At 42.8% G+C, this 17,522-nt stretch carries 14 protein-coding genes and 1 tRNA gene; 9 read left to right on the plus strand and 6 right to left on the minus strand.

Going from position 1 to position 17,522, the window contains the following annotated elements:
* The first annotated feature begins 155 nt into the window (after positions 1-155).
* On the plus strand, positions 156-1,400 hold the full coding sequence (locus tag GTK07_RS05250) for a peptidase U32 family protein (protein WP_163633754.1): 1,245 nt from the start codon (positions 156-158) through the stop codon (positions 1,398-1,400).
* Complete coding sequence (locus GTK07_RS05255) at positions 1,400-1,630, plus strand: ferredoxin (RefSeq protein WP_163633756.1); 231 nt, start codon at positions 1,400-1,402, stop codon at positions 1,628-1,630. The genes GTK07_RS05250 and GTK07_RS05255 overlap by 1 nt, the downstream gene beginning before the upstream one ends.
* On the opposite strand, the gene GTK07_RS05260 is transcribed toward GTK07_RS05255, so the two are convergent.
* From GTK07_RS05260 to GTK07_RS05270, 3 genes are read right to left on the minus strand one after another with little or no spacing between them, the layout of a single operon-like run.
* A complete protein-coding gene (locus GTK07_RS05260) occupies positions 1,631-2,194 on the minus strand; it encodes a Maf family nucleotide pyrophosphatase (protein WP_235932440.1) in 564 nt (187 codons plus the stop codon).
* Positions 2,195-2,216: 22 nt separating this feature from the next.
* On the minus strand, positions 2,217-2,744 hold the full coding sequence (locus GTK07_RS05265; protein WP_163633760.1) for a KdsC family phosphatase: 528 nt from the start codon (positions 2,742-2,744) through the stop codon (positions 2,217-2,219).
* Positions 2,728-3,489, minus strand: a complete 762-nt coding sequence (locus tag GTK07_RS05270; RefSeq protein WP_163633762.1) for a Rossmann-like and DUF2520 domain-containing protein — start codon at positions 3,487-3,489, stop codon at positions 2,728-2,730. The genes GTK07_RS05265 and GTK07_RS05270 overlap by 17 nt, the downstream gene beginning before the upstream one ends.
* Positions 3,490-3,622: 133 nt before the next feature.
* Here GTK07_RS05270 and GTK07_RS05275 point away from each other — a divergent pair, with 133 nt between their 5' ends.
* From GTK07_RS05275 to bshB1, 4 genes are all read left to right on the plus strand, one after another.
* Entirely contained in the window at positions 3,623-6,793 is a 3,171-nt protein-coding gene (locus GTK07_RS05275) for a cytochrome c biogenesis protein (RefSeq protein WP_163633764.1), read from the plus strand.
* A gap of 172 nt (positions 6,794-6,965) precedes the next feature.
* Positions 6,966-8,375, plus strand: coding sequence for an MATE family efflux transporter (locus tag GTK07_RS05280; RefSeq protein WP_163633766.1), 1,410 nt, complete (start codon positions 6,966-6,968; stop codon positions 8,373-8,375).
* A gap of 35 nt (positions 8,376-8,410) precedes the next feature.
* Positions 8,411-9,577, plus strand: a complete 1,167-nt coding sequence (locus tag GTK07_RS05285) for a trans-sulfuration enzyme family protein (protein ID WP_163633768.1) — start codon at positions 8,411-8,413, stop codon at positions 9,575-9,577.
* 7 nt (positions 9,578-9,584) lie between these two features.
* Positions 9,585-10,307, plus strand: a complete 723-nt coding sequence (bshB1, locus tag GTK07_RS05290) for a bacillithiol biosynthesis deacetylase BshB1 (RefSeq protein WP_163633770.1) — start codon at positions 9,585-9,587, stop codon at positions 10,305-10,307.
* Between the two features lie 5 nt (positions 10,308-10,312).
* On the opposite strand, the gene GTK07_RS05295 is transcribed toward bshB1, so the two are convergent.
* The gene (locus GTK07_RS05295) at positions 10,313-12,400 is read right to left on the minus strand and encodes a tetratricopeptide repeat-containing sensor histidine kinase (protein ID WP_235932441.1); all 2,088 of its coding nucleotides are present in this window, start codon (positions 12,398-12,400) and stop codon (positions 10,313-10,315) included.
* Positions 12,401-12,667: 267 nt separating this feature from the next.
* Here GTK07_RS05295 and GTK07_RS05300 point away from each other — a divergent pair.
* Positions 12,668-12,743 (plus strand) — tRNA-His (locus GTK07_RS05300).
* Between the two features lie 101 nt (positions 12,744-12,844).
* Here the strand turns inward: GTK07_RS05300 and GTK07_RS05305 are convergent.
* Positions 12,845-14,401 (minus strand): M28 family peptidase, encoded by a 1,557-nt coding sequence (locus GTK07_RS05305; RefSeq protein WP_163633774.1) that lies wholly within the window; start codon positions 14,399-14,401, stop codon positions 12,845-12,847.
* A gap of 140 nt (positions 14,402-14,541) precedes the next feature.
* On the opposite strand from GTK07_RS05305, the gene GTK07_RS05310 reads away from it, so the two are divergent.
* Complete coding sequence (locus GTK07_RS05310) at positions 14,542-15,798, plus strand: NAD(P)/FAD-dependent oxidoreductase (protein ID WP_163633776.1); 1,257 nt, start codon at positions 14,542-14,544, stop codon at positions 15,796-15,798.
* An 84-nt stretch (positions 15,799-15,882) separates the two neighbouring features.
* A complete protein-coding gene (locus GTK07_RS05315; protein WP_163633778.1) occupies positions 15,883-16,818 on the plus strand; it encodes a hypothetical protein in 936 nt (311 codons plus the stop codon).
* On the opposite strand, the gene GTK07_RS05320 is transcribed toward GTK07_RS05315, so the two are convergent.
* Positions 16,815-17,483 (minus strand): alpha/beta hydrolase, encoded by a 669-nt coding sequence (locus tag GTK07_RS05320; RefSeq protein WP_163633780.1) that lies wholly within the window; start codon positions 17,481-17,483, stop codon positions 16,815-16,817. The two genes, GTK07_RS05315 and GTK07_RS05320, sit on opposite strands and share 4 nt — an antisense overlap.
* Between the last annotated feature and the right edge of the window lie 39 nt (positions 17,484-17,522).

Here is a 17,522-nt window from a genome sequence, read left to right on the forward strand (position 1 = left end):
AATAAAGGGGTTACGGATCACAACTCTCCGTTAAAGTTAGATCATAGTTTTTATATCGTGGTTAATTAGGAAAAATAACAATTACACTTAACTTTTTGTTATGCAAGCTAAAAGCGTAGTTTTGCAAAAAAAATTGAAGCATAAAAGCTAAAGGAATGCAACAGATAGAACTGATGGCACCTGCAGGCAACTTTGAATCGTTGCAAGCGGCCTTGGACAATGGGGCGGATTCTGTTTATTTTGGGGTGGAGCAATTGAACATGCGTGCAAGGGCTTCCATCAATTTTACTTTGGATGATCTTCCAGAAATCTCCAAAAGATGCAAGGCAAAAGGGGTTAGGACTTACCTGACCCTGAACACCATCATTTACGATCATGATCTTTCCATCGTAAAAACCTTGCTCAAAAAGGCGAAGGAGGCCGATCTTACGGCCATTATCGCCATGGATCAAGCCGTAATTGCCTCTGCCCGGGAACTTGGCCTGGAAGTCCATATTTCTACACAGATCAATGTCACAAATATAGAAACGGTAAAGTTTTACGCCGTTTTTGCGGATACAATGGTTTTGAGTCGAGAATTGAGTTTGAGACAAGTGAAGAAGATTACCGATCAAATTGAAAAGGAACAGATAAAAGGCCCATCAGGTCGATTGGTAGAGATAGAGATTTTTGGTCATGGAGCCTTGTGCATGGCCGTTTCGGGCAAGTGTTACATGAGCCTTCATTCCTATAATTCTTCCGCCAATAGAGGGGCCTGCAAGCAGAACTGCAGAAAAAAATATACTGTTATCGATCAAGAGACCGGTTTTGAAATGGAACTCGACAACGAGTACATCATGTCGCCAAAAGATCTTTGCACCATAGATTTTTTGGACCAAGTAGCCGATGCAGGGATCAAAGTATTGAAGATCGAAGGAAGGGGTAGGGCACCGGAATATGTGGCCAAGGTCATTGGTTGTTACCGCCAGGCCATTGATAGTCTGTACAATGGAACCTACAATAAAGAAAAGGTCATCACTTGGATGCAGGAACTGGAAAAGGTCTACAATCGTGGTTTTTGGAGTGGATACTATCTAGGGCAGAAATTAGGGGAATGGAGCAAGATTCCCGGTTCTTCGGCTACCCAGAAAAAAGTATACATCGGAAAAGGGGCACATTTCTTCCCCAAGACCAATATTGGGGAATTCAGCATTGAGGCCTATGATATTTCCATAGGCGATACCATCTTGATCACGGGCCCTACCACAGGAGCCAAAGAAATGAAGGTGACCCAAATGTTGGTAAACGATGCCCAAATCTCTACAGGGAAAAAGGGGGATTCCGTAACCATTCCCTTGGAATTCAGGATCAGACCCTCCGATAAATTGTACAAAATCGTTGAAAATAAGGTAGAGGCCTAATGGTTGTAGTGACCTTGCAGCGTGAAAAGTGTATCGGGTGCAATTACTGTGTGGAAATGGCCCCGGAACAGTTTGCCATGTCAAAAAAAGATGGTAAATCCGTATTGCTGCATTCCCAGAACAAGAAGGGGTTCCATACGATCAAATCGCACGACGACGATATTTTTGACAACTGCGAGCAAGCGGCAAAAGCCTGTCCTGTAAAAATTATTTCCGTAAAAAGTATTTGATCAAAGACCCATCAGCGTTTCGTACACCAAATGGGTGGGTAAGCCCACAACATTGGAGTAGGACCCTTGAATTTCTTCAATTCCGATCATCCCGATCCATTCCTGAATGCCATAGGCACCAGCTTTGTCAAAGGGTTCGAATTCTTCAATATAGTAGTGCATTTCGTCGTCAGTGAATTCCTTGAATTTCACCTTGGTAACTGCATTTACCGTTTTTTGGAACTCCTTCGAAGTAAAACATACGGATGTGATCACTTCATGCCAGTCACCGGATAGCGTCCGTAACATGATAAAGGCTTCTTCTTCATCGGCTGCTTTGGCCAAAGAGACTCCATTATGCCAAACCACCGTATCCGAGGTGATAACGACCTCTTTGGATTTTAACTCAGCTTTGAAGGGTTCGGCTTTCAATTGGGCCAGGTAATCCGATATTTCTTTGCCTTGAAGGTGTTCGGGATAAACTTCTTCCACTGATTTGGTCCGAACTTCAAATTCGAGCCCCAATTCTTCCAAGAACATTTTGCGTCTTGGGGATCCAGATCCCAGAATGATTTTGATTTCCATTAGTTTTTCCTTTAGCGGATTCTTAGTCATTCTTGGCGCTAAAATTATCGTTCCAATCCCCTCGAACCTTCAAAACCTGTTCAATGATGTCCCGTACGCATCCATCCCCTCCGTTTTTATGGGAAACATAGTCGGAAATGGCCTTCACTTCCGGTACTGCATTTTGTGGGGAAGTGGCCAAGGCCACCATCTTCATAGGCGGGATGTCAGGTAGGTCATCACCCATATACACCACGTTTTGCGGATCAATGCCATAAACATCAAAATACTCTTGCAAAGGATCCTGTTTGTGATGCGCCCCCATGTAAAAATCGGTTACCCCAAGTCCTTTGAGACGTTCCTTCACCCCAGGATTGGTACCCCCCGTAATAATGCAGATGTTATACCCTTTTTGGATGGCAGTTTTAACGGCGTAGCCATCCTTAACGCTCATTTTCCTTAATAATTCGCCATCCGAGGTGATCAATACGGAGCCATCGGTAAAAACACCGTCCACATCAAAAACAAAGGTGGTGATGTTGCTCAAAAGCTCTTTATAGTTTTTCTTCATAAACTTCTTTTATGGCATCGCTCAACAGTTTATACAGGGCGATGTGTTTTTCATTTTTCAAAAGGCTCAGATGGTTTTGCATGCTCAACTGATCGTTCCGTCTTGCAGGGCCCGTTTGGGCATCACGCGGTGCAAAGGTCTGCACCTTTTCCGCAGTTTCCAAGATCAAAGGTTTCAAAAGATCGAAGGAAAGTCCTTCCTCAATACAGATTTCGTGTCCCAAACCATATAGGTAGTTGGTGAAGTTGCTCACAAAGACCGCTGCAAGATGTACTTTTTTTCGCTGGTCGGAATCAACCTCCTGTACATTGGAAGAAATGGAGCATGCCAGTTTCTTGAGTATTTGAAGTGAGGATTCCTTTTTAGCTTCCACACAAATGGGAATGTTCTTGAAATCCAGTTCCCTGCCTTTGGTAAAGGACTGTAAGGGGTAGAAAACTCCTTTGTTTTCAGGAATAAGAACATCCATGTCCGTGGCCCCTGAAGTGTGCGCCACAATACCCGGTTTGCCAGCCAAGCATTTGGAAACCTGTACAATGGCATCGTCCTTTACGGCAATCAGGTAAACATCGGCTTCAAAAACATCATTAAAATCATTGGAAACGGCCGTATGATGGGAAAACCAGGCCAGGTCATTCAAATTCCTGCCAACCACCTGCACAATTTTGGCCCTATCTGATTTGGATATGGCATCGAACAAATGTCTGGCAAGGTTTCCGGTACCCAGTAATACAACTTTGAGCATGTCCAAAACTACAAATTTAGGACAGATGCGTCATCTATATAATTAACAAATCTATGGGATTATTTATCGGCTTAAAACCAACAAAATGCTAAAAAGGACGTATTTTTGCCAGCCATAAGCATACCGAATTTCCATGATCGATATCCTAAAAAAGACCCTATTTTCCACAAGACTTATGGCCGTTTTATTTTTGGTTTTTGCAGCAGCAATGGCCATGGGGACATTTGTGGAAAGCTGGTACAGCACAGAGACCGCCCGAATCTATATCTATAACACTACCTGGTTCGAGGCCATTATGGTCTTTTTTGTGATCAATTTTATCGGAAATATTTATAGGTACCAATTGTTGAAATGGAAGAAGTGGGCTATTCTGGTCCTGCACTTGTCTTGGATCTTGATCATCATTGGCGCCTTTGTCACCCGTTATATCAGTTTTGAAGGCATGATGCCCATTCGTGAAGGGGCCACTGAGAAAATATTCTATTCGGATAAAACATATTTAACCGCCTACGTGGATGGCGAAATCAATGGGGAGACCAAAAGACGTATTCTGGAAGATGATATTTTGGTAACCCCAGAAGGAAAAAAATCCAGCTTACCATGGAAATCCGATTTTAACGGGCAACCGTTTACCATTTCTTATGTGGATTTTATCCGAGGGGCAGAGAAGGGATTGATTCCTGATGAAAATGGGACCGAATACCTTCAAATTGTAGAGGCAGGAAATGGGCAACGTCATGAGCACTATTTGGAAAACGGCAAGATAGCCAGCATCCATAATGTGCTTTTTTCCTTGAACAATGAAACCGATGGTGCCGTCAACATTTTTTATTCGGAAGAAGGCGGGTACCAGATCAAACCCCCTTTTGAAGGCAATTTTATGAGAATGGCGGATCAGTTTCAGGGAGAGGTAGTTCAGGATAGCCTTCAAACCCTACAACTGCGTTCGCTCTACAATATGGCCGGAATGCAATTCGTGATTCCGGAACCTTTGGTGAAGGGAACGTATGGTATTGTTAAGGTACCCGATGAAGAAATTACCAAGGTAACACAAGATGCTTTGATCGTTTCCATTTCCGCCAACGGTGAATCCAAAGAAGTAAAATTATTGGGAGGACAAGGAACTACCAACTTTTCGGACAAGATCAATGTGGGCGGATTGGACTTTGCATTGAGCTATGGCTCCAAGATTTATGAATTGCCTTTTTCCATTGAGCTCAACGATTTTATTGCAGAGAAATATCCTGGAACCGAAGCAGGTTATGCCTCTTTCATGAGTAAGGTAACCGTGCATGACGAGCGACCTTTCGATTACGATATTTATATGAACCACGTGTTGGATCACAAAGGATATCGTTTTTTTCAATCCAGTTTTGATCAGGACGAAAGAGGAACCGTACTCTCTGTTAACCACGACGCTTGGGGAACGTGGATTACCTATATTGGGTATTTCCTGCTCTATATTGGCTTGATGGGCATTATGTTCTTTGGGGACACCCGATTCAAGGATTTACAACAGATGCTAGAGAAGATCAAAGCAAAAAAAGCGGCATTGACCGTGGTAGTAATGTTTTTGATGTCTTCAATGGCCATGGCACAGGAAAAAGGAACCGATCATGAGCATTCCGCGTTGCCTACAAAATCGGAGATAGATTCTGTTATCCATGCCACCATGGTAGCCAAGGAACATGCTGAAAAATTCGGTGCTTTGGTCATTCAGGATGAAGGAGGAAGGATGAAACCGATAAACACCTTTGCCTCTGAATTACTACGAAAATTGAGTGGCAAGGACAAGTACGAAGACATGTCCGCCAACCAAGTGTTCCTTTCGATGATGCTGAATCCGGCGGCATGGTACAATGTGGATTTGATTGCCTTGGGTAAAGAACAGAACGACAGTATCCGAAAGGTTGTAGGAGTGCCACCGGGAACCGAATTCGTAAAGGCTACCGACTTCTTTGATGATAACAGGGAATACAAATTACGCCCCTATTTGGAAAAAGCTACATCTACCAACAATCCATCCAATTTTGAAAAGGATTTTAAAAAAGTGGGAGAGCGGCTCAGCTTACTGAACGTGGCACTCAGTGGCAGCATGGTAAAGATTTTTCCATTGCTCGATGACGAGAATAACAAGTGGGTATCCGCGGTGGATTTTCGTGGAGGGAATTATGAAGTCAGGGATTCGCTGTATTCCAACTTTATCCGGAATGCCATGCCATTTTACTTGAATTCCTTGCAACAGTCCATAGTTTCTGGGGATTACTCCCAACCGGACCGTATGTTGGAAGCTTTTAAACAGAACCAGAAAAATCACGGGGAAGAAGTTTTACCATCCGATAATAAGATCAAGACCGAGATCATTTATAACAAACTGGATCTCTTCAACCGATTGTACAAATATTATGCAATGGTGGGGGTGTTCCTGTTTTTGGTGCTCATGATCCAAATTTTCAAGGAACGGGAGCTGTTGAAAGCCTTCGCCTATTTGCTCAAGGGGACCATTGTCCTGTTCTTTATTTGGCACACCATTGGTTTGGTGTTGCGGTGGTACATTTCAGGCCACGCGCCTTGGAGTGATGCTTATGAAAGTATTTTGTATGTATCCTGGGCGACCATGGGCATTGGGTTGGCTTTGGGCAGGAAAAGTGAACTGACCATTGCGGCCAGTGCATTTGTAACTTCCATGTTATTGTGGATCGCCCACCAGAGTTGGGTGGATCCTGCCATCGCCAATTTACAGCCCGTACTCGATAGTTATTGGCTGATGATCCACGTGGCGGTTATTGTAGGTAGCTATGGTCCATTTACCGTGGGTATGATCCTTGGTGTGGTTGTATTATTATTGATGGTTCTGACCACCGAAAAGAACAAAAAACGCATGGATCTGAACATCAAGGAGCTTACCGTGATCAACGAATTGGCGTTAACCGCTGGTTTGGTTATGCTGACCATCGGTAACTTTTTGGGTGGACAGTGGGCCAACGAAAGTTGGGGACGTTATTGGGGTTGGGATCCCAAGGAAACATGGGCACTTATCTCCATCATGGTCTATGCCTTTGTGCTCCACATGCGGCTTGTGCCGGGTCTTAGGGGCAAATGGATTTACAATTTTGCCAGTGTCTTGGCTTTTTCCAGTATCATGATGACATATTTTGGGGTGAACTTCTATTTGGTGGGACTCCATAGTTATGCTAGCGGAGACCAAGTGATAACGCCCAGTTTCGTTTGGTATACGGTGGTAGGAGTCTTTGTGTTGGGAGGCATCAGTTATTGGAGATATAAAGTACACTACTCCAAATAATTAAGTTTTTTCTTTTCCCTTTCAAAAAAATTTGCATCTTTGCTCCATCATGAAGTTATAAGAATTATGTACGCTATAGATGTCATCTTTGGCTTTACGCCAAAAAAGTAACCGAAAACCTTTTCGGTCCTGTTGACATTCCCACACATTTCCAACACATAATTCTTTAAAAATGACACATCACAATACATTTTCGTTCAAAAAATTGATTCAATATTTCTGGATTGCAGTATCTGGAAAGGAAACTGAATTTACCACCGGAAGTATCAGAAAAGCCATTTTCATGCTTTCCATTCCCATGATCTTGGAAATGCTCATGGAATCCATTTTTGCTTTGGTAGACATTGCTTACGTATCCAAAGTCAGCGTAAACGCTGTAGCCACCATTGGTCTTACCGAGTCCGTGATCACGTTGGTGTACGCTTTGGCCATTGGATTGAGCATGGCTGCAACAGCGGTTGTGGCCCGAAGAATTGGCGAGAAGGACGTTCAAGGGGCCAGGGTTGCCGCGGTCCAGGCCATCAGTTTGGGAGTTTTGATTTCCATAGTTATTGGTATTATCGGAATTCTTTTCGCCAAGGAAATTCTAGCTTTGATGGGAGGGGAACCCGATTTAATAAATGAAGGTTTTGGCTATACCAAATTCATGATAGGCGGTAACATTACGGTAGTGTTACTTTTCTTGATCAACGCCATTTTCAGGGGAGCTGGGAATGCTTCCATAGCCATGTGGGCCTTGGTTTTGTCCAACGGGCTCAACATCATATTAGACCCCATGTTCATCTTTGGGTTTGGCCCAATTCCTGAATACGGTGTTATGGGGGCGGCCATTGCTACCAACATCGGTCGTGGCTCAGCGGTACTTTTCCAATTGGGGATATTGTTCTTTGGATGGAGCAAGATTAAACTGGTTTTATCGGACTTGGTACTGAATTTCAAGGTTATGGTGAACCTGATCAAGGTTTCATTGGGAGGCATCGCACAGTTCTTGATCGGTACATCGAGCTGGATTTTTTTAATGCGCATCATGTCCGAGTTTGGTAGCGAGGTTTTGGCCGGCTATACCATCGCCATTCGGGTGATGATGTTCACTTTGATGCCATCTTGGGGAATGAGCAACGCAGCGGCAACTCTGGTGGGTCAGAATTTAGGTGCACAACAACCTGATAGAGCAGAAGTATCCGTTTGGAAAACAGGTAAATACAACGCTATTTTTATGGGAACGGTTTCCTTGGTGTATCTCATTTTTGCCAAACAGATCATCTCATGGTTCAACACCACACCCGATGTGGTAAAAAATGGATCGCTTTGTTTGCAGATCATTGCTGCCGGTTACATTTTTTATGCTTATGGAATGGTGGTGAGCCAGGCCTTTAATGGTGCTGGGGACACCAAGACACCTACCAAGATAAATTTGATTTCCTTCTGGATGTTCCAGTTGCCACTTGCCTATGTGGCTGCCTTGGTCTTGGAGTGGGGAGCGTTGGGCGTTTTTATAGCCATAACTTTGGCCGAAGTGATCTTGGCCATCCTGGCCATCGTTTGGTTTAAAAAAGGAAACTGGAAGCAGGTACAAGTATGATGGGTTTCGTATCTTTAACCTAAAGTTTGACCATCATGAATTCAGATAAAAAAGGCATCAATACCATTTGTACCCACGTTGGGGAATTGGAGGACACTACGTACAAAGGGGCAACTTCACCGTTGTACATGAGCACGTCTTACCAATTTGATGACGTGGATGTAAAACGGTACCCACGCTATTATAATACCCCAAACCAAGAGGCATTATGCAAAAAAATGGCGGCCTTGGAACATGCCGAGGCCGCTTTGATTTTTGGTAGCGGAATGGCCGCCATCAGTACGGCCCTCATGAGTTTTTTACAAGCAGGGGACCACGTGGTGTTGCAACAGACCATTTACGGTGGCACCTATCACTTTGCGGTGACCCAATTTCCAAGGTTTGGGATTACCTATTCCTTTACAGATGGTTGGGAACCAAAGGATTTTGAAAAAGAGATGAGGCCCAATACCAAGCTGATCTATATGGAAACGCCTTCCAATCCACTGCTTACCATCACAGATATTGAAGGTGTTTGTGCATTGGCGAAGCGTAAGGGCATCCTTACCATGATTGACAATACGTTTGCAAGTCCCATCAACCAGACCCCAATAGATCTTGGAGTAGACGTGGTGTTGCATAGTGCTACGAAGTACATGGGCGGGCATTCGGATATTTGTGCCGGGGTGGTGGTTTCATCAAAGGAAAATATGGAAAAAGTGTTCCAGACCGGGATTTGCTTTGGTGGCAGCTTGAGCGATTATACCGTTTGGCTATTGGAGCGCAGTATGAAGACTATGGCATTACGGGTAAGGGCCCAAAATGAAAATGCCATGAAAATGGCGGAATACCTGAGCCAGAACGAAGATGTGGCCGCAGTATATTATCCTGGCTTGGAAACCCATGCCGATCATGAACTGGCCAAATCTCAAATGAAAGGTTTTGGTGGTATGTTGTCCTTTGAACTACCAAATGTAGACCATGCACTTTTTTACAAACACTTAAAGTTGGTAAAACCGGTCATGAGTTTGGCAGGGGTGGAGAGCACTATGACCTCCCCGGTATTAACGTCACATGCCTTGATGAGTGCAGAGGATAGGGCCAAACAGGGGATCAAGGATTCCTTGATACGGTTTTCATTGGGAATAGAAGAAACAGAAGACATCATAGCGGATATTGAACAGGCCATTGCCAAGGTAAAGGCCCTAACCGTTACCGCATAAGTATACTATGAAATTAGACATTTTAGTGTTTGGGGCGCACCCTGATGACGCAGAGCTTGGAGCCGGGGCAACCATTGCCAAAGAAGTTTCCAAAGGAAAGAAGGTGGGAATAGTGGATTTGACCCGTGGGGAATTGGGAACCAGGGGGTCTGCTGAAATAAGGGATACAGAAGCAGCAGCATCTGCCAAGATTTTGGGGATTTCGGCTCGGGAGAATATGGAATTTGCCGATGGATTTTTTGTGAACGACAAGGAACACCAACTGGAAATCATCAAGATGATCAGGCTCTATAGACCTGAAATTGTTTTATGCAATGCGGTCTATGATCGCCATATTGATCATGGAAAAGGAAGCAAACTGGTCAGTGATGCCTGTTTTTTGAGTGGTCTTGTAAAAATCGACACCAAAATGGATGGTGATGACGAGTGGCAGGAAGCATGGCGCCCAAAAGTAGTCTATCATTACATCCAATGGAAAAACCTGAAACCGGATTTTGTGGTGGATGTAAGCGGATTTATAGACACCAAGATTGCTGCAATAAAAGCTTATGGATCGCAATTTTATGACCCAAATAGCGATGAACCTGAAACTCCGATCAGTAGTAAGAATTTTATCGATAGCGTTATTTACCGTGCCAGGGATTTAGGTAGACTGGTAGGTGTAGAATATGCCGAAGGTTTTACCGTGGAGCGGTTTGCTGCGGTGGACAGTTTAAGTGATTTGATTTGATTTGATCAACTTGCTTTTTGATATCTTTTTTCAGCCTTGGGAACGGTGAAGAAGAAGGTGGTGCCTTTTCGGGCCACACTTTCGACCCATATTTTTCCATTATTTTTCAAAACCATTTCCTTGCATAGGGATAGGCCAAGCCCTGTGCCTTTTTCATTATTGGTTCCATAAGTGGTCACATTGGTAGAGCTTTTAAAGATTTTCTTTCGGATTTCTTCACTCATTCCTACTCCGGTATCACGAACGGAAATTTGCCACATATCTTTTGTTTCCTCGGCTTCAACGGTAATCAAACCATTTTCAGGGGTAAACTTGATGGCATTGCTCAATAGGTTTCGCACCACAATATCAATCTGGTTTTGATCCGCCCAGATGAGCGGGTTTTCAGGCAATTGATTGATAAGTTTAATGGACTTACTATTCGCTAATTCTGACAGTAACTGAAAATTATTTGTTACGATTTTATCCAGCGAAACGCGCTTGGGGTTGGTCATAACACCATTCAGTTGGTTTTGCCCCCAGGAAAGTAAGTTGTTCAACGTAAACGAGATATTATCAACATCGGCTTTCAATTTAGGTATGAATGACAAGAATTCATCCTTGCTGATTTCTCCATCCGTGAACAATTTCAACAATCCTTGAAGAGCACCGATGGGGCCCCTAAGATCGTGGCCGATAATGGAGAACAACTTGGTCTTGGTCTTGTTGATTTCGTGTAATTCAGTCTCCCGTTCGGCTACGGCCAAGGATTTTTCCTTTAGTTCCTTGTTCAGGTTCTTCTGTATTTTTTCACTCCTTCTGATTACAAAGGTTATGATACTTAGGATAAGAAGGATGATCACGGAAAAATAGATGTAGTTGCGCTGTTTCGCAAGTGCTTCCTTATTACTTTTGATCAATTCCTGCTTTTCCTGTTCATAATGCAATTTGGTCTCCAATAAGGATAAACTTTGCTCGTTTTTATCTTTGGAGAGCGAATCCGATAGTTTCTTAAAGGCTTCAAGATAGGCTAGGGCATTTGTTTCATTGCCACTTTTTTTATTCAATTTGTAAAGGGTCTCCGAACAATCTATTTGTCCTTGCAAGGATTTAATTTTGGTGGAAAGTTCCATTCCCTCCCGCGCATATGCCATGGATAGGCTGTCTTTTCCCAAGCCAAGGTAAACCTTGGCCATGCCGTTCAGCAATTGGATCTTGATCCTATCATCTTCAATTTGGTCCTTGAACAGCATGTTACTTTGATCATACCAATAAAGAGCCCATTGATACTTTTCCTGCTCCAGATAAATATCGCCTTTCACTTCATAGGCATAGGCCAACCAATCAATGATCTTATGTTTTTCAAAAGTGTTGATGCTGCGATTTATATTGAACATGGCATTTTTAAAATCTTTCGCATCTTTATAAAGTGATGCCATGTTACTTTGAGTTTCCGCATCGATTACTTCATCTCCCAAACGGCGGTTTATTTTTTGAACGGTGTCATAGAACATCAGGGCATTTTTAAAATCCTTTTGATCGGCATAAAGACTGGCAATATTCTCGTTAAGGATGGACAGCATTTCTTGCTGGTTGATTTTACGGGCCAGATCTATTCCTTTAAGGTTTAGGCTGAGCGCTTCTGCATAATTACCTTCAAAACTGTAGTTTTGAGCCATAGTGATGATAATGGGGACTTCGCATTCAATATCTTCCATTTCCCTGGCAATTTCCAAGGCTTCCTTGAACAAGGGCATCGATTTTTTTCGGTCTCCTTTGTTATAAAAATAACCGGCCAGGGCATCCAATCCTTTTACCTTACCATAATCGTAGTCAATGGCCTTGCTGTAATCCAATACCCTACTTGCTATAGAATAGAGACTGTCACTGTCCAAATATCTATAAGAATTGGCCAGACGTATCAAAAGATTAATGTGGGTAGTGTCCTTCGGATTAAATCTATCGGTGGATTCCAATCGTTGCAGTCTAAAGGCCAAGCTGTCCCTCTTGCTGGATTGAGCAGAAAGGGATGGGGTAGATAACAGGGTACAACAGAGTACCACCCCTAAAATTAATAGGTTTTTAGAATTGGATATGAAGTTTTTTTCCGACAACAAGAGGTTGAAAAGATTTGATGCAAAAATAACTTTAGGTTATACTTGGGGGAATTAATTGTTGTGAAATGTCAAAAAAAGTGTGTTTGGTCTTTAAAATGATGCATTTCATCGATGATTTGGTTAAAATAGGATCAAGGTCGGTTTTCAATATCACATATGATGTCAAATACTGTGCTTCAACGCGAAGAAAAATTTAATGAACGGAAGTGGAAAAATATTTTGGTTGAATCAATACAAAAAAGTATTTTTGCATCCGCTTTAAATGGTGGTTGTAGCTCAGTTGGTTAGAGCGCTGGATTGTGGTTCCAGAGGTCGCCGGTTCGAACCCGGTCTTCCACCCTTAAGTAAACGGGACCCAAGCTGTAAGGCTTGGGTTTTTTAATTGTACTAAATAAAAAGCCCTTATTTAATAAGGGCTTTTTATTACTTCAATGGCAATTTCTATTCGGATGCCTTGTCCACTACCAATCGGTGATCTAAGTTGGCAATTTCCCATGCCGTATAAAAGATCAATCGGGCACGGTTTTCCATAAGATCGTAGTTAATTTTATCCGGTGTGTCACTCGGTCTATGATAATCCGCGTGGGTACCGTTAAAATAAAAGATGATCGGAATATTGTTTTTGGCAAAATTGTAGTGATCACTCCTGTAGTAAAACCTATTGGGGTCGTTTTCATCATTATAGGTGTAATCAAACTCAATGTTGGTATACTTTTTATTGATGTCCTCAGAAAGGTTGTGCAGTTCGGTACTCAACTTATCGGATCCAATTAAATACAGGTAATTCCTGGCTCCCTTGTAATTAGGGTCTATCCTTCCAATCATATCAATATTGAGGTCCACAACCGTCTCGGATAGGGGAACAATGGGGTCAACATCAGTGTAATACATGGAACCCAATAGCCCTTTTTCCTCCCCGGTCACGTGCAAGAAAATAACGGAACGTTTTGGTCCGTGGCCTGCATCGGCCGCTTTTTTGAAAGCTTGGGCAATCTCCAAAACGGAAACGGTACCCGAACCGTCATCGTCCGCACCATTGTTGATTTCTCCATTCCCAGTGATACCAATATGGTCCAAGTGGGAAGAAATAATGACATATTCATCTGGTTTTTCAGTACCCTTGATGATGGCTGCAACGTTCTCCGAGCTCAATTTTTCATTACCGCTGGTCACATTTAGATTAAGATTTACGGGTACGGAAATAGATTTAGTGGCCTCGGCGATATCACTTTTGATGGCCTTGGCGGCTTTTTCATCCAAAACAAACAACATATTGTCATTATGCTGGGCAGCCAACTCCATACGACCACTATCGTTGTTTTTCATATAATTGAAGTATCCTTTGTACCTGGCAAAATTCTGCTCATCTAGGTACAGCACTCCTTTAGCTCCTTTTTCAACGGCCAACTCAGATTTTTTACCCATTCCTTCGGACATGTTTCCCCATGCGGAATTTTCCGAAGTGCCGGAAATCACATAGGTGCCATCGGCTTTCATGGGTTCACCGGATTTGATCAGCACCAATTTACCGTCCACATCCAATCCATTGTAATCCGAATAATCACCTTCTTCCACACCATATCCTACAAAAACAACTTCTGTATAAGCACCTTGGGCAGAGGAAAAGGTAATGATATCTTCACCCAACGGAAAAGAGGTGCCATTGATCGTTACACTACCTTCCGGAACTTTCGAGACTTCCAATGGAACTTCCTGAAAATAATCGCCATTACTTTGTGCTGCTGCAATGCCATGGGAGGTATAAAAAGCCTTCAGGTATTCAACAGCTTTTTTCTGACCTGGCTTTCCGGTCTCCCTACCTTCAAACTCATCGGAGGCATAGGTGTATAGATATTCTTTAAGGTCTGCTTGGGTTATGGTTTCCGCAAAGGGTACAGGATCTGCCGCTACGGTGGTCTTTGGTGCTTCCGAAACGGTTTTTTGCGTTGTATTGCACGCCATTACAAAACCCAGGGCTAGTAGGGATACTTTTTTCATGTATGGATTATTTTCAAAATTTCCCAAAAATAGGGAAAAGTTAGTTATGGAAAAGGCATCCCGTTCTTATAACTATTTCAGGCCCTTTATGTAAATTGGCACCCTGTTTCAAATCAACAATAACCATAATAACCGGGCAAATGGACAATACCAAGAACATTGTTGTGGTAGGTGGCGGCATCGTCGGACTTTCCACAGCTTATTATTTGCAAAAAGCGGGCCACCAAGTCACCGTTTTGGACAAATCCGATATTTCTTCGGGAGCATCCTTTGTAAATGCAGGCTACCTAACCCCAAGCCATATTATTTCATTGGCAGCACCTGGAATGATCACCAAGGGATTGAAATACATGTTCAATTCTTCCAGTCCTTTTTACATGAAACCGAGGCTTGATCGCGAATTCATCAAATGGGCATGGTATTTTAAGAAATCCTCCACAAAAGAGAAAGTGGCAAAAGCGATGCCAGTAATTCGGGACATCAATTTACTAAGCAGGGAATTGTACGAGGAAATTAAGGCGTCCGGTGATTTGGGTGATTTTACTATTGGGGACAAGGGATTGTTGATGGTGTACCAAACGGAAGAGTCCCGTGACCATGAAATGGAAGTGCTTGTAAAAGCTGCCGATTTGGGATTGAAGGGCAGGGAATTGTCCATGGAAGAATTGAAGGCCATGGAACCTGAAGTGGACTTTAATGCCAAAGGCGCCATTCTTTGGGAATGTGACCGACATACCACGCCCCCGTTGATCATGAAAAAAATGCTGGATTACCTAGCCCAAAGTGGAGTTGCTATCCATAAAAATGAGGAAGTGGTGGATGTTAAGGCATCAGGTAACAAAATCACCGAGGTCATTACAAATAAAGCTGCTTACAAACCAGATGAAGTCATTTTTGCCGCTGGTGCATGGACCGGTGAAATCTCTAAAAAATTGAAATTGAACCTACCTTTGCAAGGAGGGAAGGGATACCGCATCAACATGGAGGCGCCTACTGGAATTACCATGCCGGCCATTTTGATGGAACGAAAAATTGCCGTGACCCCTATGGAAGGTTTTACACGTTTTGCAGGAACCATGGAATTTTCAGGTAATAACCATTTTATCAGAAAAGAGCGGGTAGAAGCCATTGCCCAAGGGGTGGAACATTTTTATAAAGGATTGCATATTTCGGAAGAAGACAAGAAAAATGCCCAATGTGGACTTCGTCCCGTAAGCCCAGATGGCTTGCCCTATATTGGCAGACCTAGCGGTTTCACGAACCTTGTTGTGGCCACAGGGCATGCCATGATGGGTTGGAGCTTGGGTCCGGCCACAGGTAAACTGGTCACAGAACTGGTTTCTGGTGAAAAATCATCAATGGATATTGCTCCTTTTTATCCAGAACGCAAGTTTTAACCTGCAATATTTACTTTGGGTTAAATTGGGCATGGTGTGTGCTTAAAATTTTTTAGTTGCCGTATTAAGAAGTAATTTTACAGTATGAAGAAACACTACACCACCCTTTTATTTTTCTCATTTGTTCACGTTTTAGGTATTTGGTCCCAAGAGGTTCAAATATTTAGAGTTGAGGACTTTGATCTTAAGGGCAAGGTGAAATCGTGTTTGGTGATCACGGATTACGGCCGTGAATATTTCGAGTTCAACGAGGAAGGGATCTTAATCAAGACCATTACCCAATACAACGAATCCGATCAGGACATTACCGATTATAAATACAGCAATGGGGAATTGTTGGAAAAGCGGATGGAAAGTTACAAGAACAATGTGCTGGACGAATCCACTTCCATGGCCAACTTTTATACCGTGGATACTGTTCCAACACGAAGGGTGGTAGAAAAAATTGTTTCTTACGACAAACAGTTTTTGGAAAAAGAGGAATACCAATATGATAATGACGGGAAACTGGTCCGCATCATTTCCTCCAATATTGACGGAGTAGACGAAACTACATTGGAGTATACCCCTTTTAAGAACGAATTGACAGTAAGTACTTTTACCAATGGCGTTTTGGAAAAGTCGGTCAGGACCTCGGAGAGAAAAGGCCCCAAAGGCAACCAAAAAGTTGTGTTGACCAAGGAGTATTTGGACGGAGAACCCAATACTGCGGTGGAAGAAGTGTACGGCCTCGAAGGTAAATTATTGACCCAGGAAGATTTTTTATATGATGTTGGCGAGAAGGAATTCGTATCTCAGAAGAAATTGTTCTACCAATACAAGGATGGAATATTACAAAAGGTAATTACCAAAACTCTGAATACCGAGGCAGTGGATGAGTATATCTTTCAATTTGATGGACATACCCCAAAGAACTGGACCAAAAAAATCATCACCCCGGATAACACCTATACTACCAGGGTTATCAAATACTATCCTGAAGAAGAAACCCAGAAGGAAAAGACCGACAAGAAGCGTTAAGCTCCCAACTTGGTAAATTCACGCATCAATTTTTGGATAATTTTTGGCTTCACCTCATGACCGCCCTTGAAAGTGATGATTTCAGCATGTCCGCGAAACAAATTCTCAATTTTCCGATGTTCGGTTTCAAGTCTGTCGGGGGTTAAAAATTTATCCTTATCCCCATAAATGATCTTGATTTTGGTTTGGTCAAAATCCATAAAGGCAAAATCCTTCTCGGTCAATTCGTTTGGAATTCCGCCAGCGTAGAGCACTACCAGATTACAGGTCAATTTTTTCCGGACCAACCAGCGGGTCAAAACCGAAACGCCTTGGGAAAATCCGAACAAGTTAAGGTTTAGATTATTAGGGAATTTTTCAGAATCTAACACGGCATCGAGGTAATTGATCAAATTCTCAATTTCCGCTGCCGTATTTTCTTTGGTAAGCCAACTGGCACCTACATATTTATATTCATTTTTGAGATAATACTTGGAAGGTGCTTGAGGAGCCACAATGTAATTTTCATCCGGATCCAAACTTTCAAAATACTTTACAAAATAGCGGCTCAAATAACCAATGCCGTGGAACGTCAGCCAGATGTTTTTGGTCTTAGGTGTAATTTCATTGAGCGTTATATACGTGTTTTCAGTGGTGTAAGTCACCGACCTTTCAATGTGGGGCATAATCACGGGGGTTGATTAGTTATTGCCAAAGCTTTATGT

Source organism: Flagellimonas sediminis (assembly GCF_010500845.1).
GTDB lineage: Bacteria > Bacteroidota > Bacteroidia > Flavobacteriales > Flavobacteriaceae > Flagellimonas > Flagellimonas sediminis.

Bases quoted from the DNA above. Each gene is read 5' to 3' on its own strand.
- GTK07_RS05275 (WP_163633764.1), top strand. From the start codon at position 3,623: ATGATCGATATCCTAAAAAAGACCCTATTTTCCACAAGACTTATGGCC.
- GTK07_RS05280 (WP_163633766.1), top strand. From the start codon at position 6,966: ATGACACATCACAATACATTTTCGTTCAAAAAATTGATTCAATATTTC.
- GTK07_RS05265 (WP_163633760.1), bottom strand. From the start codon at position 2,744: ATGAAGAAAAACTATAAAGAGCTTTTGAGCAACATCACCACCTTTGTT.
- GTK07_RS05270 (WP_163633762.1), bottom strand. From the start codon at position 3,489: ATGCTCAAAGTTGTATTACTGGGTACCGGAAACCTTGCCAGACATTTG.
- GTK07_RS05310 (WP_163633776.1), top strand. From the start codon at position 14,542: ATGGACAATACCAAGAACATTGTTGTGGTAGGTGGCGGCATCGTCGGA.
- bshB1 (WP_163633770.1), top strand. From the start codon at position 9,585: ATGAAATTAGACATTTTAGTGTTTGGGGCGCACCCTGATGACGCAGAG.
- GTK07_RS05255 (WP_163633756.1), top strand. From the start codon at position 1,400: ATGGTTGTAGTGACCTTGCAGCGTGAAAAGTGTATCGGGTGCAATTAC.
- GTK07_RS05320 (WP_163633780.1), bottom strand. From the start codon at position 17,483: ATGCCCCACATTGAAAGGTCGGTGACTTACACCACTGAAAACACGTAT.
- GTK07_RS05285 (WP_163633768.1), top strand. From the start codon at position 8,411: ATGAATTCAGATAAAAAAGGCATCAATACCATTTGTACCCACGTTGGG.
- GTK07_RS05315 (WP_163633778.1), top strand. From the start codon at position 15,883: ATGAAGAAACACTACACCACCCTTTTATTTTTCTCATTTGTTCACGTT.
- GTK07_RS05260 (WP_235932440.1), bottom strand. From the start codon at position 2,194: ATGGAAATCAAAATCATTCTGGGATCTGGATCCCCAAGACGCAAAATG.
- GTK07_RS05250 (WP_163633754.1), top strand. From the start codon at position 156: ATGCAACAGATAGAACTGATGGCACCTGCAGGCAACTTTGAATCGTTG.
- GTK07_RS05305 (WP_163633774.1), bottom strand. From the start codon at position 14,401: ATGAAAAAAGTATCCCTACTAGCCCTGGGTTTTGTAATGGCGTGCAAT.